The sequence below is a fragment of the Micromonospora sp. NPDC005220 genome (assembly GCF_040607895.1).
Lineage (GTDB): Bacteria > Actinomycetota > Actinomycetes > Mycobacteriales > Micromonosporaceae > Micromonospora.
On the sequence record NZ_JBEXHP010000011.1, the window covers coordinates 93,311 to 118,938 of the forward strand.

The following is a 25,628-nucleotide window of genomic DNA, read 5'->3' on the forward strand; positions in this document are numbered from 1 at the left end:
TTGTGGATACCGCTCAGCGCTTGTGCACGGCGTGGCCACCGAACTGCTGACGCAGCGCGGAGACGGCCTTCATGGCGGGCGAGTCGTCCTGCCGCGAGGCGAACCGGGCGAACAGCGACGCGGTGATGACGTTCAGCGGGACGCCGAGCCGGACCGCCTCGTCGACCGTCCACCGGCCCTCGCCGGTGTCCTCCGTGTAGCCGCTCAGGTCGGCCAGCTCCGGGTCCTCGTCGAGTGCCCGGTCCAGCAGGTCGAGCAGCCAGGAACGGACGACGGTGCCCTCCCGCCAGGACTTGATGACGCCCGGCACGTTGGTCACCAGCTCCGAGGCGGCCATCAGCTCGTAGCCCTCGGCGTAGGCGTGCATCAGGCCGTACTCGATGCCGTTGTGCACCATCTTCGAGTAGTGCCCGGCGCCGACCGGGCCGGCGTGCACGAAGCCGAACTCGCCCTCCGGCTTGAGCGCGTTGAAGATCGGCATCAGGCGGTCCACGTGTTCCTGGGCGCCGCCGACCATCAGCCCGTAGCCGTTCTGCCGGCCCCACACGCCGCCGGAGACGCCGACGTCCACGTAACCGATACCGCGCGCGTTCAGCCGCTCGGCGCGGGGAGCGTCGTCGCTGAAGCGCGAGTTGCCGCCGTCGATGATGATGTCGCCCTCACCGAGCACCTCGGCGAGCTCGTCGATGGTGGCGTCGGTGACACCGGCGGGCACCATGACCCAGACCGCCCGCGGGGACTCGAGCTTCTCCGCCAGGCCGGCGAGGGTCGTGACGTCGCTGATCTGCGCGTTGTGGTCGAAGCCGACCACCTCGTGCCCGGCCGAACGCAACCGCTCCCGCATGTTGCCGCCCATACGGCCGAGTCCTACCAGGCCGAGCTGCATGTGTTTCTACCTCCGTGGATCTGGGTGTTGCTGCGCGCGATCAGCGCGAGACGCGGATCGGCATGATGAGGTACCGGTACCCCGGAATGACCTCGCCATCCTCGCCCCCGGGAGAGATCACCGCGGGCTTGAAGGCGTCGACGAACGAGAGCACGGCCGTCTGAGCGCCCAGGTTCGCCAGACCGTCGATGAGGTACTGCGGGTTGAAGCCGATGGTCAGCGGGTCACCGGTGAAGGTGGCCTCCATCGCCTCGCTGGCCCGTGCCTCCTCGGAACCGCCGGCCTCGACCACCAGGCCGTCGGCGCTGAAGCTGAGCAGCACCGGCGTGGTCCGTTCGGCGACCAGCGCGACCCGCTTGACCACCTCGATGAGCGTGCTGACCGGCACTCGGGCCGCGGCGTTGTGGGTGGCCGGGAAGAGCGACCGCACCGGCGGGTAGTTGGCGCCGTCGAGCAGTCGGCTGGTGGTGCGTCGGGTGCCGCCCGCGAGGCCGACCATGCCCTCGCCCGCGGCGCCCTGGGCGAGAGCGAGGGTGACCTCGCCGCCCAGCGGGCCGAGGGCCTTGGCGGTGTCGTTCAGGGTGCGGGCCGGCACCAGGGCGTTGATGCTCACCTCGGGGTCGTCCGGCCGCCACTGGATCTCGCGCAGCGCCAACCGGTAGCGGTCGGTGGCGAGCATCGACAGCGTGTCGCCGGACAGCTCGACGCGGACACCGGTCATCATCGGCAGCGTCTCGTCGCGACCGGCGGCGATGGCCACCTGGGACACCGCGGTGGCGAACGCGGCGGCGTCGACGGTGCCGGCGCTCTGTGGCATCTCGGGCAGCGCGGGGTAGTCCTCCACCGGCATGGTGGGCAGGGTGAACCGGGCGCTGCCACAGACCAACTCGAGGTGCGCGCCGACCGCGGCGATGTCGACCGGCTTGGCCGGCAACGCCTTGGTGATCTCGGCGAGCAGGCGGCCGGAGACGAGCGCGGCGCCGTCGGCGTCGCCCTGCACCTCAACGGTCACCTGGCTGGAGACCTCGTAGTCGAACCCGGAGACCCGCAGGTTGCCGTCGGTGACGCGGAGCATCACCCCGGCGAGCACCGGTACGGATGGCCGGTTCGGCAGGCTCTTTGCGGTCCACGCCACAGCCTCGGCGAGCGCGTCGCGCTCCACTCGGAACTTCATCAATGCCTCCGCGTCGACGTCAGCGACAACTCTCTCATGCCGACCGCTGCCTACCGTCCCGCCCGACCGTGCGGGTACCCATCGCACCTTAGGGCGCGGGGGCATCGGCTGTGCGCCCGACCCCATGGATCGTGTCGATGCTGACCGGTTGATCCGGCAGCGTTCGGCCCGATCCACAGAAAGCCCAACGGTGATGATTGGTTTTTGTTCTCTTAGAAGAGATAACTCATCGTCTTCATCGCACCTGTGCAAACTGTGGAAAACCGAGGTCTGCGCAGGTCAGACAGGTTATCCACCGGTGATTTAGCTGTGGAGAACCGGGGGTGAAACCGGCTTGTGTGTCCACAGCCCGCCGTCGCCGGCCGGTTGTCCACCGTCGTCCACCGGTTATCCACCGGTAATCCACCGACTTTCTCCCCAAGCCTGTGGATCGCGGGGAAGATCACCATTGCCGTCATCCCCAGAACCTTCAACAGCTCGTACACAGGTTGATCGTGATCGGTGGAAAACGTGGCCGTCGTCCCCAGGCGTCCACAGCCTCGTACACAGGGTTTCTCCACAGCCTGTGGGTAACTGGCGGAGGACGGACCGTAGTTATCCACAGGCGGTGGATAACGAGCTGTGGACAACGAGCGGAAGTCGAGACGGTCACGGCCTCGATGATGTGGTCTCCACCATGTCGAGAGTCCAGTTGGCGGGCCAAAAGAAGCGCCCGGCCGGAGATCCGGCCGGGCGTGTCCCGGGCTGTGCACCGCCGTCGGCGGTCGTACGCGTCAGCTGTTCTGCTTGATCCGGTTGGTCAGCTCGGCGATCTGGTTGTACAGCGAGCGGCGCTCCGCCATCTGCTGACGAATCTTGCGGTCGGCGTGCATCACCGTGGTGTGGTCCCGACCGCCGAACGCCTGCCCGATCCGGGGCAGCGACAGCTCGGTCAGCTCCCGACACAGGTACATGGCCACCTGGCGGGCGTTCACCAGCACCCGGGACCGGGACTGACCGCGCAGGTCCTCCAGGCTCACCCCGAAGTAGTCAGCGGTCGAGGCCATGATCTGGTCCGCGTTGATCTCCGGGCCGGCGCCGTCGGGCATGAAGTCCCGAAGCACCTCCTCGGCCAGCGACAGTTCGACGGTCGACCGGGTCAGGCTGGCGAACGCGGTCACCCGGATCAGCGCGCCCTCCAGCTCCCGGATCGAGTTCGACACCCGGGAGGCGATGAACTCCAACACGTCCGGCGGGGCGTACATCCGCTCCTGCGCCGCCTTCTTCTGCAGGATCGCGATCCGGGTCTCCAGATCCGGTGGCTGGATGTCGGCCAGCAGGCCCCACTCGAACCGGGTTCGCATCCGGTCCTCAAGGGTGGCGAGTTGGCGCGGCGACCGGTCAGAGGTGATCACGATCTGCTTGTTGGCGTTGTGCAGGGTGTTGAAGGTGTGGAAGAACTCCTCCTGGGTGCGCTCGCGGTTCTCCAGGAACTGGATGTCGTCGATCAACAGGATGTCGACGTCGCGGTAGCGCCGCTGGAACGCGCTGGTCTTGTCGTCCCGGAGCGAGTTGATGAAGTCGTTGGTGAATTCCTCGGTCGAGACGTACCGGACCGAGCGGGCGTTGCCGAGCGTGGTGGCGTAGTGCCCGATGGCGTGCAGCAGGTGGGTCTTGCCCAGCCCGGAGTGCCCGTAGATGAAGAGCGGGTTGTACGCCTTGGCCGGCGACTCCGCCACCGCCACGCTCGCCGCGTGGGCGAAGCGGTTGGACGAGCCGATGACGAACGTCTCAAACATGTACTTCGGGTTGAGCCGGTTGCCGCCGGTGTCGGCACCGGGCAGCCGGCGGTCGTCGCGGCCACCGGTGCGATGGTCCACCGCACTGCGACCCGGGCCGCTGTCCGTTCCACCGTCCCGGGGAAGCGAGCGAATCACGTGCTGGTCGCGCGGCGACGCCGAGTCGTCCCGGTATCGGGGCTCGTAGGGCCGGGTGTCCGGGCCGGGTGGGTCCAGCCGACCGGCCTGCTCGTCGTAGCCACGCCGGTCCGGAGCGGGCCGGGGCGACCGCAGGGGCTCCGCGAAGGCGGCGCTGAACAACGCCTCCTGCCCGTCCCTGCTGGCGGGAATCAGCCCCGAGCGATGTCCGTCGACGGCCGGCGCGAGCGGCGGGCCGGCAGGTGCCGGCGACGCCACCGGATCGGAAGTACGCGGCGCGGGTGACTGCTCCGGGATCATCGCGTCGGCCGACGGTCGAGCGCCGTGGTCGTCGTCGAACGGCGCGACACCCGGACCGTCGATGTCGAGCGGCGCGGGCTCCGGGGCGCTGCGGTAGACGGTGCCAGCCGGTCGGCCGGTGGCGTCCTCGGCCACCCGAACGGTGACCGCGACCTGAATAGGTCGGCCGAGTCGACGGGTGAGCGCCTCGGTGATCGCCGGGCGCAGTCGTGACTCGATCACGTCACGGGTGAACGCGTCCGGGACGGAGAGCAGTGCGGTGTCCTCGACGATCGCTCGCAGCCGGGTCAGGCGGAGGTAGGCACGCTGCTGGGCGGAGATGATCTCGTCGGCGAGCTCGTCGGTCGCCGCTAACCACACTGCGGCAAGGTCGGTCGTACCGGCCACCGTCGTGCCACCCCCCTCGCTTCTGCTCCCGGCCGCCGCTGTCTGCCAGCCGGCCGTCCCGGGCCCGCCGCGTTCGCGGGTGGAACAACACCCACCCGGACGGTCGACCGGTGGTCATCCACAAGTTATCCACAGCCTGTGTACCGACCGATTGTGGCCGCTGCCGGTCGCGGGTGGGACCTGCCCCTGCCTGAACGGGCGCTGAAGCGGGTTCACCGTGCCGAACGATTCACTGCCTTGTCCGGTCTTGCCTGTGCGACGACCGGAGCTTGAAGACGCTCACCGCAATCGGGCACGGTAACAGCGTTGTCCCTGCGCCATCAACCGGCGACGCGGCGGCACCCTTGTCGGCATCAGCGAAAACCGCCCTCCAGCCTCGGGCGCGTCCTGTTGTCCGCCGCTCGGGGTGTTTGACGGTCATTGCCCCCCTGCGTAGGCTGGAACGGCTGCTTTCTCGCCCTCTGCTAGGGTGATGGGTGCTTGCTGTCCGCGGTCGCATCCCCGCCCGCCGAGGTCCCGCTCCGCCGGACAGCACCGATCGTGGGCCACTGTCGAGGTGGCCTGGACCACCACACGACCCCGGCGATCCCGTCGCGCGGGGCGCGTACGAAAACGGAGAGCCTGACGTGAGCAAGCGCACCTACCAGCCGAACAACCGCCGGCGCGCGAAGACCCACGGCTTCCGGCTGCGCATGCGCACCCGTGCCGGCCGTGCCATCCTGTCGAGCCGTCGCGCCAAGGGTCGCACCACCCTGTCGGCCTGAGCCGACCGGGCCGGTCCAGGGGACGTGGGCAGTCGTGCTGGCCGCCGCACAGCGACTGCGGCGCAGCACTGACTTCGCCGCAGCGGTTCGCGGTGGCCGACGTGCCGGACGTGGCGCCGTCGTGGTCCACCTGGCCATGCCGGTGACAGTCGACCCCAGCACACCGACCTCGCCGGAGCCGGTACGGGACAACAGTGCGGAGCAGTCGTCCGTGCCGTCCCGTGCCGGCTTCGTCGTGTCCAAGGCGGTCGGCAACGCGGTGACCCGTAACCGGGTCCGGCGCCGACTGCGGGCGCTGGTCCGGGAACGATTGGCCGCCCTGCCCGCTGGCAGCACCCTGGTCGTCCGGGCGCTCCCGGCTGCGGCACAGGCGTCGTACCCGCGGCTCGCCACCGACCTGGACGCCGCCATCGCGGTCGCCCGGTCGCCCCGCGAGCGGCGGTCCCGATGAGCGGCACCGAGCAGACCAGCCCACGCCCGTCGACAACCGGTGCCAAGGTGCTGATCGCGCCTATCATCGCGTACCGTCGGTGGATAAGTCCGGCACTGCCGGCCCGCTGTCGGTTCTACCCGTCGTGCAGTGCGTACGCCCAGGAGGCGGTCGCCCGGCACGGCGCGCTCCGGGGAGCCGTGCTGGCGGTCCGGCGGTTGTTGCGCTGCCACCCCTTTCACCCTGGTGGATATGACCCGGTGCCGGAGCCGGGCGGCCGCCGTCGTGCTGATGTGACTGGAGCCCCGAATTGAGTCTGAGTCTCGACTGGATCTACTACGCGATTTCGTGGATCCTGCTGACCTGGCACTCTGCCTGGGACGCCATCGGGGTGCCCGTCGACGCGGTGCTCGGCACCAACTTCGCCTGGATCCTGTCCATCATCTTCCTGGTGGTCACGGTCCGGGTGATCCTGTTCCCGGTCTTCGTCAAGCAGATCAAGTCGCAGCGGGCGATGCAGGCGCTCCAGCCCAAGGTCAAGGAGCTTCAGGAGAAGCACAAGGGTGACCGGGAGACGCTCCAGAAAGAAATGATGGAGCTGTACAAGAAGGAGAAGGCCAACCCGCTCATGGGCTGCCTTCCGATGTTCCTTCAGATCCCGGTCTTCCTGGGCCTCTTCCACGTGCTGCGTCGGCTCGATCCGGACAAGGGGAACAAGACCCTCTACGGCTGGACCGTCGACCAGTTCCAGAGCGCCTCGCAGGCGAAGCTGTTCACCGCCCCGATCGCCGGCAAGTTCGGCTCCACCGCCGACGAGCTGGCCAGCCTCGGCGCCAACGGCACCACCGTCAAGATCATTGCGGGCGTCCTGGTTCTGGTCATGATCGCGACCACCTACCTGACCAGCCGTCAGATGATCCTCAAGACCGGCTGGGCCGAGGACCCGCAGCAGCGGATGATCCAGCGACTGATGCTCTACGGCATCCCCGCGTCGCTGCTGATCTCCGGCGCGATCTTCCCGATCGGCGTCATCATCTACTGGGTCACCAACAACCTGTTCACCCTCGGCCAGCAGCAGTGGGTGCTGCGGAAGTTCCCGCCGCCGGTGACCGCCAAGAAGGCTGCGGCCCCCGCCGCCTCCCGTAACCCGGTGCAGCCGGCCAAGTCCGGCGGTCTGTTCGGTCGGGGCAAGGCGGCCCCGCCGGCGCCGGTCAAGGCGACCGCCCCCAAGGTGGCCGGGCCGAAGCCGGGCGCCAAGCCGGTGAACAACCCGAAGAAGAGCCGCCCCGCCAAGCGGCAGGGCTGACCTGTAGGGCCGCCGCCGGTGATCCGGCGGCGGCCCGTTCCGCACCGCGCAGCCGCCGTACGGCCGGCGCCGGACGGAACCGACCGCGCACCGCGCGGCCACGGGCGACACTGCCCGTACAGACGTGCCCGTGGGCACCGGTGACCTCCCGCCGGCCCCGGGAAACCAGTCGGACCCGACGGTCCGGCCGAGCGAGTACGGAGATGAGACCGTGACCGAGACCAGCATCCCCCGCGCCGAGCAGTCCCTGGACGAGGAGGAGACCGCCACGCTCGCGGTGGACGGCGACGACACCGAGGCGGACGACGACACCGAGGCGGACGACGACACCGACACCGCCGCCGGCACCCGGGTGAAGAAGGCTGTGGGCGAGGGCGACCTGTTCCGGCAGAGCGAGATCGCCGCCGACTACGTCGAGGGCCTGCTCGACATCCTCGACTACGACGGCGACATCGACGAGCTGGTCGCCGCCGGCCGTCCGATGGTCGAGGTGGTCGGCGAGCGGCTGCAGAATCTGGTCGGTCAGCGCGGAGCCACCCTGGAGGCGCTCCAGGAGCTGACCCGCCTCGCCGTCTTCCGGCAGACCGGTACGCCGAGCCGGCTGCTGCTCGACGTCGGCGGCTACCGGGCGAACCGCCGCAAGGAACTCGCCGCGGTCGCCAAGAACGCCGTCGAGAAGGTCAAGGAGTACGGCGAGCCGGTTCGCCTGGAGGCGATGTCCGCGTTCGAGCGCAAGTGCGTGCACGACGTCGTCAACGCCATGTCCGGCGTGGCGAGCGAGTCCGAGGGTGTGGAGCCGAACCGGCGCATCGTCGTACGGCCGGCGGACTGACCGGGTGACCCACGACGACATCACGGCAGATGCCGTGTCCGGCCCGGGCGGCACGTTGCCCGGGCCGTCCGCTGTCCGCCCTGCCCCCTCCGACACCGATGCCGAATCGACCGGGCGCGACAACTCCCCGTCGCCGGCCGACGCGGCGTTGCCGCCCGAGCTGGCTCCGGCCGCGCTGACCCTCTTCGGCGATCGTCTGGACCTGGCCGCCGCGTACGCCGAACTGCTCGCCACCGACGGGGTGGTCCGCGGCCTGATCGGCCCCCGGGAGGCACCACGCATCTGGGATCGGCACCTGCTCAACTGCGCTGCGGTCGCCGAGCGGATCCCGTCCGGCGCGACGGTGCTCGACGTCGGCTCCGGCGCCGGTCTGCCGGGCCTCGTCCTGGCCATCGCCCGCCCCGACCTCACCGTCACCCTGATCGAGCCGCTCGCCCGGCGGACGTCGTTCCTGATCGAGGTCGTCGAGCGACTCGGCCTGGCCAGGTCGGTGCGGGTGTTCCGCGGCCGGGCCGACGAGGCGGCCAGCGGGTCGAGCGGCCGGGAACCGATCAGCGGAGACGTGGTGACCGCGCGCGCGGTCGCGCCGCTGGATCGGCTGGCCGGCTGGAGCCTTCCGCTGGCGGTTCGCGGTGGCCGGCTGCTGGCGCTCAAGGGTTCTTCCGCCGCGGCCGAGATCGAGGAGCACGCCGACGTGGTGGCGCGGCTCGGCGGCGGAGAGCCGGCCGTGCGGCTCTGCGGCGTCGGGGTGATCGATCCACCCACCACGGTCGTGGAGATCGTGCGCGAGCGGATGGTCGGCCCGGCCCGCCCGGCGGCCAGGAAGCGCGCCCGGGGCGGGCGCTCCCGGCGAGGTTGACACTTCGCGCCATCGGGCTTCCGGCCGGCGGGTTGCCTCGTTGTACCGGTACGGATGGACGAGGGGATGAGAACCCGACATGGACCGGCCGCGCCCGTCCGCCGTAGGCTGACCGCGCGTCGATAGTGTGGAGCGGGTGACGGACGTCGCGGGTCTCCGACCGCTCCCGTGGGCCGTACGCTCCGGGTCGCGGGCGTGGATGCGGCCAAGTTGACCGGGGCGCGGACCGACCATCCGAAGCGGGCAGGGATGACAGGTGCATGACGACGGCAGGTACGACGATCCACGCGTGACCGGGTCGACAGGCGATCCCGTTTCACGTGAAACCGACTACCCGAGCTGGTCGCCCGGCGCGACCGGGCCATCGACCCGACCTACCGACAGCGATCCGCTGGCGGCGCTCGACCCACCGGCAGGCTCCGGGCGGCCGGGCAGCTCGGCCATTCCCGAGCCGGCGAGTGGTCGTCGGATGGCGGACGCGTCGAGTCGACCGGTCAACGCCGCCGAGGTGCGGTCGACCTCGGGTCGCCGCAACACCGCCGCGGCGGTCCGCTTCGAGGCGGCGGTCCCGCACCAACCCACCGCGGCCGTCGTTCGGGACGCCGCACCGGTGGTCCCCGACGCACCTGTCGCTTCGACCGAGTCGTTGGCTGCCGTGGCCGCCGACCCCACGTACGTTTCACGTGAAACCCCGACGCGCGAAGAGGATGACCCACCGTTGGCTATGGAGGCGATGCGCGCCGTGCAGATCCTGAATCCCAGTGGCGAGGTGACCATGCCTCGGCCGGACCGGACCCGGGTCATGTGCGTCGCCAACCAGAAGGGCGGCGTGGGTAAGACCACCACCACCGTCAACCTTGCGGTGGCGCTCGCCCTGCACGGCAACCGTGTGCTCGTGGTCGACCTCGACCCGCAGGGCAACGCCTCGACCGGGCTCAACGTCCCCCACCACACCGGCATCCCAGACGTTTACGACTGCCTGATCAACAGCGTGCCGCTGGCCGAGGTGGCACAGGCGGTCGAGGGCATCCCCAACCTCTGGTGCGTTCCCGCGACCATCGACCTGGCTGGCGCGGAGATCGAGCTGGTGTCGGTGGTGGCCCGGGAGTCGCGCCTGGACCGGGCGATCGCCGCCTACCCCGGCGAGTTCGACTACGTCTTCATCGACTGCCCGCCCTCGCTCGGTCTGCTCACGGTCAACGCTCTGGTTGCCGCGCAGGAGGTGCTGATCCCGATCCAGTGCGAGTACTACGCGCTGGAAGGTCTCAACCAGCTGATCAACAACATCAACCTGGTACGCCAGCACCTCAACCCGAAGCTCGAGGTCTCCACCATCCTGCTGACCATGTACGACCGTCGCACCCGGTTGGCCGACGCCGTCGAGCAGGACGTCCGGAACCACTTCGGCGACAAGGTCCTCCAGGCGGTCATCCCCCGCAACGTCCGGGTCTCCGAGGCACCGAGCTACGGCCAGTCGGTGATGACCTACGATCCCGGTTCGCGGGGTGCCACGAGTTACTTCGAGGCCGCCCAGGAGATCGCCGAGCGGGGCGTCAAGGAGCCGGTGGGCCGGAATGCGTAGTGCGGATGAGTCGCTGGGAGGCGTGGCATGAAGAACCGTCCTCGGGGCGGTCTGGGTAGGGGCCTGGGGGCGCTGATCCCGACCGGGCCGGCGCCGGGTGCCGCTGGCACCGCGACCGCCGAGCCGGAGAACGAGCACACGGATGATGCGGGCACTGTCGCCGTCACCACGGTGCCCACCGGAGCGCCGGTCCGCGAGCCGGAGCCCGTGCTCAGCCCGGTGCCCGGTGCTCGATTCGCCGAGATCCCGGTCGACGCGATCATGCCCAACCCGAAGCAGCCCCGTCAGGTCTTCGACGAGGAGGCACTGGAGGAGCTGAAGACCTCGATCCAGGAGGTCGGCTTCCTCCAGCCCATCGTCGTTCGGCAGCTCGACGACGAGAAGTACGAACTGGTGATGGGCGAGCGGCGCTGGCGGGCCGCCCAGGCGGTGGGGCGGGAGAGCATCCCGGCGATCGTCCGGGACACCCGTGACGACGCCATGCTCCGCGACGCCCTGCTGGAGAACATCCACCGGGCGAACCTGAACCCTCTGGAAGAGGCCGCCGCCTACCAGCAACTGCTGGAGGAGTTCGGGGCCACCCACGAGGAGCTGGCCCGCCGGATCGGCCGAAGCCGGCCGCAGATCTCCAACACGATCCGACTGCTGAATCTGCCCGCACAGGTACAGCGCCGGGTGGCGGCCGGCATCCTGTCGGCGGGGCACGCGCGCGCTCTGCTGAGCCTCGACGAGGCGGAGGCACAGGAGCAATTGGCCCTGCGGATCGTGGCCGAGGGGCTGTCGGTTCGGGCCACCGAGGAGATCGTGGCCTTGGCACTGAACGACGGGCCGGCGAAGGGTCAGGCCGCCAAACGGCGACCCAAGGCGCACGCGCCGGCCCTGACCGATCTCGCCGATCGGCTGTCCGACCGCTTCGACACCCGGGTGAAGGTGGACATCGGCCGGAGCAAGGGCAAGATCACGATCGAGTTCGCCACGGTGGACGACCTTGAGCGGATCGTCGGAATCATCGGCGTACAGCAGGAGGAGAGCGGGGACTGAACCCGACCCCTCTCGCCTACGGCCGCGCCACCTATCGGGGCGCGGCCGTTCTGCGTCCCGGGTCGTCGCGTTTCACGTGAAACAGCCGGCGATCCCGCTCCAGCGGATCGGCCAACCCGACGGGCCGTCCTCGTCCTCGGTTCGCTCAGCCAGACCGACGGCACCCAGACCGCAGGGACAAGGCCCTGGAGTACGCGTGCGGACGGGCTCGCGCTGAGCACGCGTTCGAAGGCAGTCCTCGGAGCGCGAGCGGCGGTGAGTGGCGCGGCGGTGAGCGGCGCGGCGGCGAGCGGCGCGGCGGCGAGCGGCGCGGCGGCGAGAGCTGGGTCAGCGCGGCGGCCAGCGGGGGCTGCTGAGCGAAGCCCCTAGACGCGTCGCAGAGGGCTTTGGGATGGTCCACTCGACCGCAGCCACCCCTTGCCCCACTCGACGCGCCTGCGGGCCGCTGAGTGGCGCGGAAGGCGTCTCGTGGTCATCCTCGGGCGCGCCGAGGCTGGCGGTGCGAGTCCGACCTGTCGGAGCACTCCTACGCGCGTCCCTCGACGCCGATCGAGCCGTCAGCCATGCCACCGGGGCGCCCAACGCCGGAGTGCGGCAGAAACAGCGACTTGGGCCCGGGGCGTCCACCCAGCCGACGACCCCACGCCGGGCGTGCCCGGTTTCACGTGAAACAGAGATCCGTCTCGCTGGTCCGCCAAATTTTGAGTTGGCCGGTGGGTGCAGGCCGCTTCGGCGGCGGCATGCGACGCGGTCGGAGCGCTCCCGCTACCGCCGCCCCCGGTGGCCACCGAACCGCCGATTTGGCGGTTCGCGGACAACGACGGACCGACCAAAAAGTTATCCACACCGGTTGTCCACAGGCACCCCCCGTTTCACGTGAAACAGCGCGTGGGAGTGGGTGTGAGCCTGTGGATGACGGCCTGTGTTCAGGATCTCGGCAGCCTGTGGATATCGCCTCTCGGTGCCCGCGCGACCACGCGGGCCCGGGTCGACGCCGGGCACCGATTCGGTCGTCCGGGCCCGCTCAAACAGGTAGGGACAGCGGTGCCAGACTCGGTTAGGGTCAGCGTCGTGCACGACACCCCTCCCTCAGTCCCGGACTTCACCCAGTGGCCGTCATTTCCCTTCGAGGGTGACCTCCATGTGAAGCAACTCGATGATCCGGTCCCGGTCGAACCGCCCCGGAAGGGCGAGGGTCTCCGGGAATGCACCGCCTGCAATGCACCCGACGACGCCTACATCTGGGTGGGCGAGCGGTGGCGGGTCCGCGCCATGGACCGACCCACCGGTCTGCCCATGGTGCTCATCCTGGAGTCGCGGACCCACCTCGACCTCGGTGACCTGCCGAATCTGCTGGCTGCCGAGCTGGGGGTGATGACCGTACGGCTGGAGCGGGCCATCCGGTCGCTCGACGGCGTGGCGCGGGTGCACGTCAATCGTTGGGGCGACGGCTCAGCTCATCTGCACATGTGGTTCCTCGCCCGCCCGTACGGCCGCCTTCAGCTGCGGGGCACGTTCCTGTCACTGTGGGACTCGATCCTGCCGCCGATCTCCGAGGCGCAGTGGCGGGAAAATCTGGCACTGGTCGCGGCCTGGCTCGCCGAGTTCGGTGGCCGTCCGCTCGCCGAGCCGCCCCGCATCCAGTGGCAGGCGCCGTCCAGTCTGCTGGCCCAGTCCGCTGCCGCGGACGCCGCTGCCGCAGCGGAGGCTGCCTCAGTGGCAGCAGCCGGGGCGGAGGTGGTCTCGATCATCGAATCGGCAGAGGAGATCCCGGAACCAGCGCTCGACTCCGCTCCCGATCTGACCGACGCCGAGAGCGCGCCTCCGGTCGAGCCGGTCGTGGACGCGGACGCCGCCTCGACCGCCCCGGACTCCACCACCGCCGCGTTCGGCAGCGCACCGCTCGACAGTGCAGCGCTTGACAGTGCACCGCTCGACAACGCCGTGTCCGGCAGCGCCGGCACGGCGGGGACGCCCACCGACGGACCTCGCGTCGACCTGGCGGCAACGCCCGTCAACGGGCCGGTGGGAACGCCCACCGACAGGCCGGCGGCAACGCCCACCGTCGGGACGGTGGTAATGCCCACCGACACGCCCCACCTCGGCCCGGAGAGCGCAGGCGCCGACGAGGCTCCCTCGGGTCCAGCCGACCCGACGGACTCCGACACGGACGCCATCGGGGGGGCCGTCCGCAGGACCGCTGCCGGGAACGGCGCCGGGGGCAGCAGCGATCCGGCCGCAGCCGCCCGCAGCAACGGCAGCGACACACCCGACGTACGCGCGAGCCAGTGATCTGCGACCGGCCACGAGGTTGGCTTCGACAGACCAACCTCGTGGTCGACCGGGGACGGCGCCGCTCGGCCGACGGGTAGGTCAGTGAGTGGTCAGGCGGGCCGCCGCTCGGGCGACCAGGGTGCCGAGGAGCCGGCCGAAGTCCAGCCCGGCCGCCTGCACGGCGAGCGGGAGCAGTGACGTCTCCGTCATGCCGGGCGAGACGTTGACCTCCAGCACGTGCGGCTGGCCGGCCGCGTCCACGATCACGTCGACGCGAGAGAGATCCCGCAGTCCGAGCGCGGTGTGCGCGGCGAGGGCCACGTCAGCGACCGTGGCGGCCACCTCCGGGTCCAGCCGGGCCGGGGCGTGCCAGGTGGTCCGCCCCGCGGTGTAGCGGGCGGCGTAGTCGTACACGCCGTTGCGCGGCACGATCTCCACCGGCGGCAGCGCCTGCGGGCCGTCGCCGAGGTCGACGACGGAGACCGCCACGTCCATACCCGGCACGTACCGCTCCACCAGAGCCGTGGAGTAGTAGGCGAAGCAGCCGACCATCGCGGCGGGCAGCGCGGCGGCGTCCCGGACCACCGCCCCGCCCAGCCCGGACCCGCCCTGTGCCGGCTTGACCATCAGGGGTACGCCCAGACGGTCGACGATCCGGTCGAGAACGGCGACCGCGCCAAGCTCGGAGAATCGATCGTGCGGGAGCGCCACCCAGTCCGGGGTGGGGATGCCGGCCTCGCGGAGTACCGCCTTGGCCGAGGGCTTGTCCCAGGCGACCCGGGAGGCCCGAGCGTCGCAGCCGACGTACGGGATGTCGCACAGATCGAGCACCCCGCGCAGTGAGCCGTCCTCGCCGGTCGCGCCGTGCAGCGCGATCACCACCGCGTCCGGCGGGTCGGCCGCGAGCGCTGGTAGCAGCGCCACGTCCGCGTCGCGCAGCTCGGCTTCCACCCCGACGGCGCGCAGCGCGTCGAGCACCCGACGACCGGAGCGCAGCGACACGTCCCGTTCGTAGGAGAGCCCACCCGCGAGCACCACGACGCGCAGGTCGGCCGAGACGGCGGAATCGGTCACGAGGAGGTGCTCGGCGGTCGTACCCATGCCGGCATCATGCCAAGTCGGGCCCTGGCACGTCGGAGCCGGCCCGCCCGCGTCGGCCGGCGGCGCCGCCAACGGCACCGAAGACCCGGCGCATGGCGATCTCCTGCTCCATCACACCGGCCAGCCGGCGGACGCCCTCGCGGATCCGCTCCGGCGACGGGAAGCTGAAGTTGAGCCGCATGGCACCGGTGCCGGTGCCGTCGGCGTAGAAGCCGGTGCCGGGAACGTAGGCGACCCGGGCGGCGACAGCGCGGGGCATCATCGCCTTCGAGTCGAGCCCGTCCGGCAGGGTGACCCAGGCGAAGAGACCACCTGCCGGCTTGGTCCAGGTGGTGCCCTCGGGCATCAGGTCGGCCAGCGCGTCGAGCATCGCGTCCCGGCGTTCCCGGTAGACCTCGCGGTAGACCTTGAGCTGCTGCCGCCACGGCATCGTGCCCAGGTAGGTGGACACGGCGGCCTGGGCGTAACCGCTGGGGCAGAGGATCTGCGCCTCGCTGGCGATGACCAGCTTGTCGCGGACCGCGTGCGGCGCCAGGATCCAGCCGACCCGCAGCCCGGGGGCGAAGGTCTTGGAGAATGTGCTGAGGTAGAAGACGCCATCCCGGCGGCGGGCCCGCAAAGGGGCCGGGGCCTCGCCCTCGAACCCCAGCTGACCGTACGGGTCGTCCTCGACCACGAGCAGGCCGGCGCGCTCGCAGATGTCGAGCACCCGTTCCCGGCGCTCCTCGCTGAGCGTCACGCCTGCGGGGTTCTGGTAGGTGGGGATCGTGTAGAGGAACTTGACCCGCCGGCCCGCGCGGGCCAGGTCGGCGATGGCCGTCTCCAGCGCCTCCGGGATCAGCCCGTCGGCGTCCATCGGTACGTGGACGACCTGCGCCTCAGCGGCCTGGAAGACACCGAGCGCACCGACGTACGTCGGGCCCTCGGCGAGCACCACGTCACCCGGGTCGAGGAAGAGCCGGGCCACCAGGTCCAGTGCCTGCTGCCCGCCCACGGTGACCACGACGTCCTCCGGGGAAGCCCCGCACGCGGCGTCGATCCCGGAGAGCGACATCACCTCGCAGATCCGCTCGCGCAGCTCAAGGGTGCCCTGGCCGATGCCGTACTGGAGGGTGGTCGCACCGTGCTCGGAGCCGAGCCGGCCGAGCATCTCGCCGACGGCATCGAGGGGCAGTGCGGCGATGTACGGCATTCCGCCGGCGAGCGAGACGACCTCCGGTCGACTGGCCACCGCGAACAGTGCTCGGATCTCGGAGGCGGTCATCCCGCGGACCCGCCGGGCGTACCGGTCGGTGTAGTCGTCGAGTGTCGTGCCGGTCATGACCTCACCTCGATCGCTGCTCGGGTGGCTCCCGCCCCGGGTACCCCGCACACCGCTGACCATGGCGGCGGGCACACCGATTGTCGATCCTAGTCCGCCAGAGCCGGGCTGCCGCCGTGCCGAGGCAGATCGACCACATGGCGGACCGCCCGCGGCGTCCCCCGCTGGGGTGGGCATTTGCGCGTCCCCTCCCGTATCGCCGATCGGCGGCGTACGATCGCTCGTCGGGGGCAGGAAGGCGGCGCTGTCGTTCCATGCCGGTTTCACCACCGAGCCTATTGTGGGGATGCGCCATATGTCGCGACGTCTGGTCAGCCTGACCCTCGACACGTTGGAAGACCTCCCGCGTCCGTGCCGGCAATGCGTCTACTGGGAGCTCGATCCGGTCTCCGCGGACCGGGCCTGCGCCGCCGGCGATCCGGGCCTGGAGAAGGAGGCGTGGGTCTCCCAGACGTTGTTGGAATGGGGCTCCTGCGGCAAACTCGCGTACGTCGACGGCATGCCGGCCGGCTTCGTGATGTACGCCCCGCCCGCCTACGTGCCCCGCTCGATGGCGTTTCCGACCTCACCGGTCTCCGCGGACGCGGCACTGTTGATGACCGCCAACGTGGTGGCCGCGTTCGCCGGCGGCGGGTTGGGCCGGATGCTGGTGCAGGGTGTCGCCCGGGATCTGACCAAGCGGGGGATCAAGGCCATCGAGGCGTTCGGCGACGCCAAGTTCGGCGACGCGGACGACCCGGCCGGCGGTTGCGTGGCCCCGGTCGACTTCTTCCTCTCCGTGGGCTTCAAGACCGTCCGTCCGCATCCGCGGTTTCCTCGGTTGCGCCTTGAGCTGCGGACGGCGCTGAGCTGGAAGTCCGACGTCGAGTACGCGCTGGAGAAGTTGCTCGGGTCGATGAGCCCGGAAACCCTGCTCCGGCCGGTCCGTCCCGCCCCGGCCACCCGCTCCACCAACGGCTGACGCCCGGCGGCGGATCAGTCGACGACCGTGCCGGCGGTCACCACGGCACGCAGTTCGCTGACGTCGAGTGATCCGGTCGGGACGTCCCGCTCGATCGGGTAGTACATCCGCTGCACCGCGGCCACGATCGCCTCCACCACCCGGTCCCGGAACCGGGGGTCGACGAGTTGGGCGCGGTCCGTCGGCGAGGTGAGATAGCCGACCTCGACCCGGACGGCGGGCATCCGCGTCAGTCGCAGCAGCTCCCACGTCTTGGCGTGGGTACGACAGTCGCGCAGCCCGGTGCGGGCGACGATCTCCCGCTGCACCAGCCCGGCCAGGCGCTCACCGGTTGCCGAGGTCACCCCGTTGTCGGTGCCGTAGTGGTAGGTCGCGACGCCCTCGGCGTCCGGGTTGGCGTGGCCGTCCAGGTGCAGCGAGATGAACACGTCGGCACCGAGCGAGTTGGCGAGCAGGGCCCGGTCGGTGTCCGGCAGGCAACTGTCGGGCGACGGACCCCGGGTGAGCTGCACCCGCATCCCGGTGGCGGCGAGTCGCCCCTCCAGTCGGCTGGCCAGGTCGTGCACCAGGTCCGCCTCGGTCCAGCGCAGCGCGCCGTCGGGCACCACCATCCCGGGGTCGGTGCCCCCGTGCCCCGGGTCGATGACGACCGTCTTGCCGACCAGCGCCGGCCCGGACTGCCGGATGGCGTCGGATTCGCGGAGCCACTGCGGGCGGCCTCCGACCACCTTGCGGCCGATCCGGCGGAGCGCGTTCATCGTGTGTGGGCCGCAGGAACCGTCGGGGGTGAGCCCCACCTCGCGCTGGAACTGGGCCACCGCCCGCGACGTCCGGACACCGTAGATGGCGTCCGCGCGGCCCACGTCGTACCCCATCTCCAGCAGTCGTTCCTGCAGCGACCGGACGTCCTCGCCGGTGAGCGGCTCGGGAACCGCGTGGTAGAGGGTGCGGGCGCCGAGCCGCCAGCGGGCGGCGTCCAGCGCGCGCCAAGTCTCCGCGCCGACCCGGCCGTCCACGCTGAGCCCGCGCGACTGCTGAAACGCGCGGACCGCCCGCTCGGTGTCGAGGTCGAACTCGTCGGTGTGCGAGCCGGCGGCGGCGAGCAGGTCGAGGCCGGTCAGGATGGTACGGATCTCCGTGACCGCGGGTCCCCGGTCACCGGGTCGAATTGGACGCACGCACGACCCCCTCTGCACGACGCTGGCTGGCCGGGCGGCCCAGGCTTGAGGCTATGCGCTCCGGGGCGGCGAGGTGGCTGGGGCCGAAAAATACGTCGACGGTCCGGTCCAGGAGACACCGAACCCCGCACCCGGCGAGCGGGTACGGGGTTCGGTTGATGTTTCTGCGGGTCAGAGGGCCGATTCGATGAGCCGGACCAGCTCGCCCTTCGGCTTGGCACCGGCGATCGACTGGACCGGCTGGCCGTTCTTGAAGACGGTGAGCGTCGGCACCGACATCACCCGGTAGGCCCGAGCGGTCTCCGGGTTCTCGTCGATGTTGAGCTTGACGATGGTGACCTGGTCACCCATCTCCCGGGCGATCTCCTCGAGCAGCGGCGACACCTTGCGGCACGGCCCGCACCACTCCGCCCAGAAGTCCACCAGCACCGGCTTGTCGGCCTGCAGCACGTCACTGACGAAGCTCTTGTCCGTGACCGCCTTGGTTGTTCCCACTATGCCCCTCCTCCGGGATGTGTTCCTTGTTTCAGCTGAGCGTCGCGATGAACCGCTCGGCGTCGAGCGCGGCGGCACAACCGGTGCCGGCCGCGGTGATCGCCTGACGGTAGGTGTGGTCGACCACGTCGCCGGCGGCGAAGACACCCGGCACGTTGGTGCGGGTGCTCGGGGCGTGGACCTTCACGTAGCCCTCGTCGTCCAGCTCGACCTGGCCCTGGAACAGCTCGCTGCGCGGGTCGTGACCGATGGCGACGAAGACGCCCGTCACGTCCAGCACCTTGGTCTCGCCGGTGTGCACGTTGCGGACGCGTACGCCGGTGACCTTGCCGTCGTCGCCGAGGATCTCCTCGACGGTGCTGTTCCACTCGACCTTGATCTTCTCGTTGCTCAGCGCCCGGTCGGCCATGATCTTGCTGGCCCGGAACGAGTCGCGCCGGTGGATGATGGTCACCGACTCCGCGAAGCGGGTGAGGAAGCTGGCCTCCTCCATCGCCGAGTCGCCACCGCCGACGACGACGATGTGCTGGTTGCGGAAGAAGAAGCCGTCACAGGTGGCACACGAGGAGACGCCGTGGCCCAGGTATTCCTGCTCACCCGGCACGCCCAGCGGACGCCAGGCCGACCCGGTGGAGAGGATGACCGATCGCGCCCGGTAGGCGGTCTCGCCGACCCAGACGGTGCTCACCGCGCCGGAGCCGGCGTCGCCGGTGTCCACCAGCTCGACCCGGGTCACGTCGTCGGTGAGGAACTCGGCGCCGAACCGCTCGGCCTGCTTGCGCATGTTGTCCATCAGCTCGGGGCCGAGGATGCCGTCAGCGAAGCCGGGGAAGTTTTCCACCTCGGTCGTGGTCATCAGCGCGCCACCGGACTGGACGCCCTCAATGATCAGCGGCTTGAGGTTGGCGCGTGCGGCGTAGACCGCCGCTGTGTAGCCGGCCGGCCCGGAGCCGATGATGATCAGGTTGCGGACCTCGTCCACTGCCGTCTCCCGAGTTGTGTGTGTTCGGCGTCGGCGCGAGCACCGATGCTGATCCGAGTTGCCGACGCCTGGGTGGGGCCGGCAGCTGACTTCCAGAACGTCATCGTACGAACCGGGGATTCCCGAGCCGGGCATCCGGTGGGTCAGGTCACGTGGGCAGTCATCGTGCCATTGACCGTGGATTCACCCTACCCGCGCCGAATACCGGCTGTCCGAGCCGGACCCAGGCACTCCGCACTCCGGCCCGCTCACCCAGGCCCACCGCGCTCCGGTCGCATCGGTGAAGCGAATAACCAGCGCCTGTTCGCCCTGGAACCGCGCGTAGTCGGTCACCTCGACCACCAGTGGTGCAGATCCGTGTTCCGCGGCGACGCTGGCCAGACAGCTGGTCAGCGCGGCCTCGTCGGTCAGCCGGGCCAGCTGGTCCGACCCGTGGGCAGAGGCGGGGCGGTCGCCCCCGCCAGCCACCTCCGGCTGCCCGCCCGGGGTGTTGCCGGTCGCCCGGCTGGCAGCCGGAGCGTGCGGGCCGTAGGCGTCGCCGAGGGTCTGCGCGGTGTAGTTCGTACCACTGCGCAGTGACGGCCCGGTGGTGCGGACCGTTTCGGCCCCCGCGACGCCCTCGGGCGCGCTCGCCGGTCGGTTCAGGGCGGTGGCGTCGCTGGAGTCGTCCGACGCCCGCATCGACAGTTGGTTGAGGCCCAGCGCGACGGCCACGACGGCGATCGCGGCGGCGGCCACGGGTGCCCCACGGCGGGCCCAGCCGCGCCAGCGGCGGCGGCCCGGACCGGTGGACACCCTGCGCCCCGACCCGACCGGCGTGGGAACGGTCGGTCGACGGCCGGCCCCGCCCTGCGCCGGTACGACCACCGGCGTCACCGGATCGCCGCCGGGCGCCGCCTCGGTCGAGGTGTCGTTCGTCGGCTCTGCGGCGGCCAGCGCGGCCAGCAGCCGCTCGGTGATCGCCGACGGCATCTCCGGGGACGGCTCGGCCCAGCGGGTCAGGTCCGCCCGGACCTCGGCCACGGCGGGGGCCAGCAGCGCGTACGCCTCGGCCCAGGACGGGTCCGCGGAGACCAGCTGGGCGACCTCGTCCTGCTGCGGGGTGCCGTCCAACGCCCCGCCGAGGTAGTCAGCGAGCAGGTCCGCGTCGACCTCCCGGAACCCCTCGGTCGTCACGTGTCCTCCTGGTTGGCGTCCCGCCGGTACCGGCCTGACCCCGATCCGACGCCCTCCACCGGGCCGAGGTTCCCGGGCGTGACGCCGGGCACGCCGGTGATCGAGGCGGCCGGCTCCGGTCGGGCCGACGGCGTCGCGACGGCGTCGGGACGGAGATGCCCGAGCAGCACGGCCAGCCGCGCCCGGCCCCGGGCACACCGGCTCTTCACCGTCCCCTCGGCGACGCCGAGGATGCGGGCGACCTCGGCGACCGGATAGCCCTGAACGTCCACCAGCACCAGCGCGGCGCGCTGCTCGACGGGCAACGCGGCGAGCGCCTCGCGGACCACCAGCACGGTGTCGTGGTCCGCTGCCGGTGCCGCCGGCTCCAGCCCGCCGGTGCCGTCCTCGGCCCGGTTGCCGTCCGGCAGCGGCACGGTGGGGTGCGCCTGCCGGCGTCGGATCCGGTCCAGGCAGGCGTTGACCACGATCCGGTGCAGCCAGGTGGTGACGGCGGAGTCGCCGCGGAACCGGGCCGCCGCCCGATGCGCCGACAGCAAGGCGTCCTGGAGTGCGTCGGCGGCCTCCTCGCGGTCGCCGAGCGTCCGCAGGGCCACCGCCCACAACCGGTCGCGGTGCCTGTGGAACAACTCGGCGAAGGCGTCCCGGTCACCGGCGACGTGCGCGCGCAGCAGCTCCAGGTCCTTCGCGGCGGCGCGCCCGTCCATCACCGCGTCCAGTGCGTACGGTGCCCGGGTCGGCTCACGACCCCTGGACCGTAATCTCCTGCACCCCCAGCTTGAATCCGTTCTCGGACGGCGGCAGCTGGGTGATCCAGAACAGCAGATACTGGTATTTCTGGTCGGCGTCGAAGCCGTTGAACGTCATGGTGGTGCCGTCGTGGTCCTCGAACGGCTGGCCGATGGCGGTCTTGTAGCTCGCCACCAACTGCTTGTCACCGCTGGAGCTGGACGGTGGTTTGGTCGTGCCGGCGAGGAGCTGGGCGGACGCGCCGGTGGCCGACAGCACCGCCTGCACCGACTTGACGGTGTGCGGCTCGCCGAGGTCGAGCCAGACGCCCATGCCCTTCTTCAGGTTGCCGAAGTTGGGCCTGTTCTCGTAGGTCTCGGTCTCCCAGCCCTTGTCCTCGTCACCGTCGATGACCTTCTCGGCGTCACGGACCTCACTGCGGTTCTTGCTGTCCGGGTCGATGATCCGGACGTCCTTCACGGTCAGCTTGCGTGCCGTCGCGGCGGCCGGGGTGGCGTCGCCGGCCGGGGCACTGGAGGTCGGCGCGGCGACCGGGTTGGACTGCGGGTCCTCGTCGTCGCCGCCCAGCGAGATGATCCCGATCAGCAGGCCGATCAGGGCGACGGCCAGCAGACCAGCGATGCCGACGGCGACCTTGCGGCCCCCGGCCGCGGCCAGCGGCGACGGCTCTTCCCCGGTCTCGGCGGCGAACCGCAGCGGCCCGCTGTTGTCGAGGTAGTGCTCATCCTCGGCCGGCACGTCCAGTCGCGCCAGCTCGGCGGCGAGCACGTCGGAGGACGGCGGCGCGATCTCGGCGTCGAGCAGATCCATGGTGAGGTCGTCCAGGTACGCCGGAACGCCGGCCCGCACCTGGCGGGGTGCCGCGATGGCACCAGCGGCGTCCCGAACAGCGTCCGGGATGGCGGCGCGGCCATGGCCCGCGGTGGCGCCGTGCAGCGGTGCCTCGGCGTGCGGCCACGAGCCGGTCAGCGCGAAGTAGAGCACCCCGCCGACCGCTCGGATGTCGTTCTCCTGGCTGTCGGCGCCGTCGGTGCGGGCGTCGGCCAGCACCACCCGGCCCTCATCGCTGATCATGACGGTGCCGGGGTGGACGTTGCCGTGCACCATGCCGGTGGCGTGCACCGCGGCGAGCGCGCTCGCGACGGCGTTGCCGATGGCGGTGGCGCGAGCCGGGTCCAGGGGGCCGTCGGCCGCCAGGTCCCGCAGGGACTGCCCGTCGACCCACTCGCGCACCACGTACGCCCGGTCGGCCTCGTCGATCGCGTCGTAGACGCCGACCAGGTTGGGGTGGATGACCCGGCTGGCCGCGACGGCGGCCTGAAGCATCTCGGTGGCGGAGTCGCCACCAGGGTAACGCAGCACCACGGCAACGGGACGGCGCAGGATGACGTCGACCCCGCGCCAGACCAGCCGACCCGCACTGTCGTTGTTGATGTGCTCAACCAGTTCGTACCGCTCGGCGAGGACTTCACCGGCCGTGGGAGCACCGAAGGTCATGACCGGAGGAGCGCTTTCGTCCGCCTCCTGACCCTCGCCGACCTGGGTCACCCGTCCTCCCTCGGTGATCGTGTCGATCGATGAACCCGAACTGCTGGGCATGTGGCTTCCCGCTCTGCCGTTGAAGGAACCGGCCGACCGGTGTCGACGCCCAGCGTCGGCCCCTGCCGTACCCGTCGAGAGCGACCTTACCCGGGTTGCCCGTCTCTCCGACATGTCATCTTCCCGCCGTACCTGGCGGTGATTCCGGCAGTCGGCGAAGTCGTCCGGTTACGACCGTTGTCAGCCACGTTGCTGGCACATGTACTAGCTAATCTACGGCTTCACCGCAAGTGACCGACGCCGGGGCTGGGCAGGAGTGGCGCTCGCGCTGCCTCGTGCTTTCCCACCGATCGGGTTGCCACCCTCAGCCGTACGGTTGGTTATCCACAGGCTGAAGCGGTGGCTGACCGGCGAATCGCGGAGTTATCCACAGGAGCATCCCCAGCCTGGTGATCCGCAGTCACGGTCCGTATGAATGCCAACTTGTTGTAATCAGCTGCTGGCTTTCAGCGACCGAGGCGGCGGCGAACCATCCCGACCACCTCGGTGATCTCGCCGATCCGCAGCAGCATGGCCAGACCCAGATAGGTCCCGCCGATCACCACACCGCCGATCACCAACTGCACGACAGCCTGCATCCAACTTGGTCGGTCGCCACCGGGCAGGAGGTTCACGACGAGGAGGCCGACCAGGGCGGCCCCCAACGCGGCGATCGCCACTCGGCCGAGGGTGCGCAGAATGGCGCCCATCCCGATCCGACCTACCCGCGGCCGCAGCAGCCAGGCCGAAGCGAACGCCGCCGCCAGGTAGGAAACGGTGTTGCCGATCATCATCCCGGCCGCGGCGAAGTGGGCGGCGAAGGCGACGTAGAGCACCACCTGCACACCGATTCGCAGGGCCACCACCGCGATGTTGATCAGCGCCGGGGTGCGGGTGTCCGGCAGGGCGTAGAAGGCGAAGGTGAAGAGTTGGCTGATCGCGAACGGCACCAGGGCCAGCGCCGCCAGGAGCAGCACCAGCGAGGTGTCCGCCGCGTTCTCGTCGGTGAACGCGCCGTAGCGGAACAGCGTCACGGCAAGGGGGGTCGCCAGCACCGCGTAGCAGACCGCGATCGGGGCGAGCACCGCCGAGACGGTGCGGGTGCCCCGGGACAGGTCGGCCGCGACGTCGGAGTACCGACCGTCGGCCGCGGCCGCGCTCATCCGGGGCATCAGTGCGGTGATGATCGAGACGGCGATGATGCCGTGCGCCATCATCAGCAGCAGGAACACGTTGTTGTAGATCAGTGGGCCGGCGGCGTTCTCCTTACCTGCCCGGTTCAGCAGGTTGAAGAGCACGATCAGGCCGACCTGGCTCACCGCGACGTAACAGAACATCCAGCCGCCGAGGCGCCCCAGCTCCCGCAGCCCGAGGGTCCGGAAATCGAACCGGAACTTCCACCGGAAACCGACCTTGCGCAGCGCCGGCAACAGCCCGGCGGCCTGAATCGCGACGCCGAGCAGGGTGCCGCCACCGATCAGCAGAATCCGGCCGGGGGTCATCTCGTCCGGCTTGACGATCTCCGCCCCGAAGATCGCTATGTACAGCCCGGCGGTGGCGATCACCACGAGGTTGTTGAGGATCGGCGCCCACATCGGCGCGGCGAAGTGCCCGCGGGTGTTGAGCACCGCGCTGATCAGCGCGCTGAGGCCGGTGAAGAAGATCATCGGCAACATCAGGTACGACAGTGCCTTGACCAGGTCCCGGAAGCTTTCCCCGGTGTTGTCGCCGGCGTAGAGCTTGGTCAACAGGCCCGCCGAGAGCACCGCGAGTAGCGCCGCGCCGGCAAGGGTCAGCACCGCCAGGGTCAGCAGCCGCTGGGCGTACGCCTGACCGCCGTCGGTGTCGACCCTGCGCCGGCGGACCAGCACCGGGATCAGCACGCTGGTGAGGATGCCGCCGAGCAGGAACTCGTAGACCATGCCGGGCAGAATCTGCGCTGTGGTGTACGCGTCACCCACCAGCGCCCCACCCAGCGCGGCGGTCAACGCCAACGTGCGCAGGAAGCCGGTACCCCGGCTGACCAGGCTGCCGATCGCCATCACCGCGCTGTTGGCCGCCGCGCTCGCTTCGCCCACCTGCTCCTGCGGCGGCGCGGTCGACTCAATGGCCGGCTGGTTCAGCGGCTCGGCGGAGATGAACGTGGCACCGTCCCCGGGACGGGTGCCGGTGCCGCCATCGTTCGCGGCGTTGGCGCTGCGGTAGAGCCCGCCGCTCATCTCCAGCCTCCCAGGGGTACGTCGAGTCGGACACCGACCCGCACGCCACAGACCATAGTCAACCCCCACCCGATACCCGCGCCCGGCGGATCGGATCACACCCCGGCCCGATAAGC

At 70.6% G+C, this 25,628-nt stretch carries 21 protein-coding genes and 1 pseudogene; 10 read left to right on the forward strand and 12 right to left on the reverse strand.

Going from position 1 to position 25,628, the window contains the following annotated elements; genetic code table 11:
* Positions 1–13: 13 nt before the first annotated feature.
* From gnd to dnaA, 3 genes are all read right to left on the reverse strand, one after another.
* Complete coding sequence (gene gnd / locus ABZU52_RS07865; RefSeq protein ID WP_354970301.1) at positions 14–886, reverse strand: phosphogluconate dehydrogenase (NAD(+)-dependent, decarboxylating); 873 nt, start codon at positions 884–886, stop codon at positions 14–16.
* Between the two features lie 40 nt (positions 887–926).
* Entirely contained in the window at positions 927–2,060 is a 1,134-nt protein-coding gene (gene dnaN / locus ABZU52_RS07870) for a DNA polymerase III subunit beta (protein ID WP_354970302.1), read from the reverse strand.
* A gap of 773 nt (positions 2,061–2,833) precedes the next feature.
* The gene (gene dnaA, locus ABZU52_RS07875) at positions 2,834–4,663 is read right to left on the reverse strand and encodes a chromosomal replication initiator protein DnaA (RefSeq protein WP_354970303.1); all 1,830 of its coding nucleotides are present in this window, start codon (positions 4,661–4,663) and stop codon (positions 2,834–2,836) included.
* A 626-nt stretch (positions 4,664–5,289) separates the two neighbouring features.
* Between dnaA and rpmH the strand changes: the two genes are divergently transcribed.
* From rpmH to ABZU52_RS07920, 9 genes and pseudogenes are all read left to right on the forward strand, one after another.
* Positions 5,290–5,427 carry a 50S ribosomal protein L34 gene (rpmH, locus tag ABZU52_RS07880; protein ID WP_007453904.1) on the forward strand — a complete coding sequence of 46 codons (138 nt, stop codon included), beginning with the start codon at positions 5,290–5,292 and terminating at the stop codon, positions 5,425–5,427.
* A 34-nt stretch (positions 5,428–5,461) separates the two neighbouring features.
* Positions 5,462–5,878, forward strand: a complete 417-nt coding sequence (rnpA, locus tag ABZU52_RS07885) for a ribonuclease P protein component (protein WP_354970304.1) — start codon at positions 5,462–5,464, stop codon at positions 5,876–5,878.
* Positions 5,875–6,171, forward strand: coding sequence for a membrane protein insertion efficiency factor YidD (gene yidD, locus ABZU52_RS07890; RefSeq protein WP_130405835.1), 297 nt, complete (start codon positions 5,875–5,877; stop codon positions 6,169–6,171). Before rnpA ends, yidD begins: the two co-directional genes overlap by 4 nt.
* A gap of 2 nt (positions 6,172–6,173) precedes the next feature.
* Positions 6,174–7,163, forward strand: a complete 990-nt coding sequence (gene yidC / locus ABZU52_RS07895) for a membrane protein insertase YidC (protein WP_354970329.1) — start codon at positions 6,174–6,176, stop codon at positions 7,161–7,163.
* A gap of 211 nt (positions 7,164–7,374) precedes the next feature.
* Complete coding sequence (locus ABZU52_RS07900) at positions 7,375–7,995, forward strand: R3H domain-containing nucleic acid-binding protein (RefSeq protein WP_354970305.1); 621 nt, start codon at positions 7,375–7,377, stop codon at positions 7,993–7,995.
* Between the two features lie 4 nt (positions 7,996–7,999).
* Positions 8,000–8,854 (forward strand): 16S rRNA (guanine(527)-N(7))-methyltransferase RsmG, encoded by an 855-nt coding sequence (gene rsmG, locus ABZU52_RS07905; RefSeq protein ID WP_354970306.1) that lies wholly within the window; start codon positions 8,000–8,002, stop codon positions 8,852–8,854.
* A gap of 256 nt (positions 8,855–9,110) precedes the next feature.
* Positions 9,111–10,436 (forward strand): AAA family ATPase, encoded by a 1,326-nt coding sequence (locus ABZU52_RS07910; protein WP_354970307.1) that lies wholly within the window; start codon positions 9,111–9,113, stop codon positions 10,434–10,436.
* Between the two features lie 27 nt (positions 10,437–10,463).
* Entirely contained in the window at positions 10,464–11,477 is a 1,014-nt protein-coding gene (locus ABZU52_RS07915; RefSeq protein WP_354970308.1) for a ParB/RepB/Spo0J family partition protein, read from the forward strand.
* A 1,071-nt stretch (positions 11,478–12,548) separates the two neighbouring features.
* Positions 12,549–13,139: pseudogene (locus ABZU52_RS07920) on the forward strand (hypothetical protein); the annotation flags it as partial.
* A gap of 711 nt (positions 13,140–13,850) precedes the next feature.
* On the opposite strand, the gene ABZU52_RS07925 reads toward ABZU52_RS07920, so the two are convergent.
* Together ABZU52_RS07925 and ABZU52_RS07930 are read right to left on the reverse strand one after the other, a co-directional pair.
* Complete coding sequence (locus tag ABZU52_RS07925; protein WP_354970309.1) at positions 13,851–14,852, reverse strand: D-alanine--D-alanine ligase; 1,002 nt, start codon at positions 14,850–14,852, stop codon at positions 13,851–13,853.
* Between the two features lie 7 nt (positions 14,853–14,859).
* On the reverse strand, positions 14,860–16,173 hold the full coding sequence (locus tag ABZU52_RS07930) for a PLP-dependent aminotransferase family protein (protein WP_354970310.1): 1,314 nt from the start codon (positions 16,171–16,173) through the stop codon (positions 14,860–14,862).
* Positions 16,174–16,468: 295 nt separating this feature from the next.
* Here ABZU52_RS07930 and ABZU52_RS07935 point away from each other — a divergent pair, with 295 nt between their 5' ends.
* Positions 16,469–17,134, forward strand: a complete 666-nt coding sequence (locus ABZU52_RS07935; RefSeq protein ID WP_110564833.1) for a GNAT family N-acetyltransferase — start codon at positions 16,469–16,471, stop codon at positions 17,132–17,134.
* A 14-nt stretch (positions 17,135–17,148) separates the two neighbouring features.
* Here the strand turns inward: ABZU52_RS07935 and ABZU52_RS07940 are convergent, their stop codons facing one another.
* From ABZU52_RS07940 to murJ, 7 genes are all read right to left on the reverse strand, one after another.
* Complete coding sequence (locus ABZU52_RS07940) at positions 17,149–18,312, reverse strand: N-acetylmuramoyl-L-alanine amidase (RefSeq protein ID WP_354970311.1); 1,164 nt, start codon at positions 18,310–18,312, stop codon at positions 17,149–17,151.
* 171 nt (positions 18,313–18,483) lie between these two features.
* Positions 18,484–18,807, reverse strand: coding sequence for a thioredoxin (trxA, locus tag ABZU52_RS07945; protein WP_354970312.1), 324 nt, complete (start codon positions 18,805–18,807; stop codon positions 18,484–18,486).
* Positions 18,808–18,838: 31 nt separating this feature from the next.
* Positions 18,839–19,789: a thioredoxin-disulfide reductase gene (trxB, locus tag ABZU52_RS07950; protein ID WP_354970313.1), complete on the reverse strand. Its 951-nt coding sequence runs from the start codon at positions 19,787–19,789 to the stop codon at positions 18,839–18,841.
* Positions 19,790–19,972: 183 nt separating this feature from the next.
* A complete protein-coding gene (locus tag ABZU52_RS07955; RefSeq protein WP_354970314.1) occupies positions 19,973–20,965 on the reverse strand; it encodes a hypothetical protein in 993 nt (330 codons plus the stop codon).
* Positions 20,962–21,672, reverse strand: a complete 711-nt coding sequence (gene sigM, locus ABZU52_RS07960) for an RNA polymerase sigma factor SigM (RefSeq protein ID WP_354970315.1) — start codon at positions 21,670–21,672, stop codon at positions 20,962–20,964. Before sigM ends, ABZU52_RS07955 begins: the two co-directional genes overlap by 4 nt.
* A gap of 34 nt (positions 21,673–21,706) precedes the next feature.
* Complete coding sequence (locus tag ABZU52_RS07965; RefSeq protein ID WP_354970316.1) at positions 21,707–23,314, reverse strand: protein kinase family protein; 1,608 nt, start codon at positions 23,312–23,314, stop codon at positions 21,707–21,709.
* A 446-nt stretch (positions 23,315–23,760) separates the two neighbouring features.
* Positions 23,761–25,512, reverse strand: coding sequence for a murein biosynthesis integral membrane protein MurJ (gene murJ / locus ABZU52_RS07970; RefSeq protein ID WP_354970317.1), 1,752 nt, complete (start codon positions 25,510–25,512; stop codon positions 23,761–23,763).
* Positions 25,513–25,628: the final 116 nt, after the last annotated feature.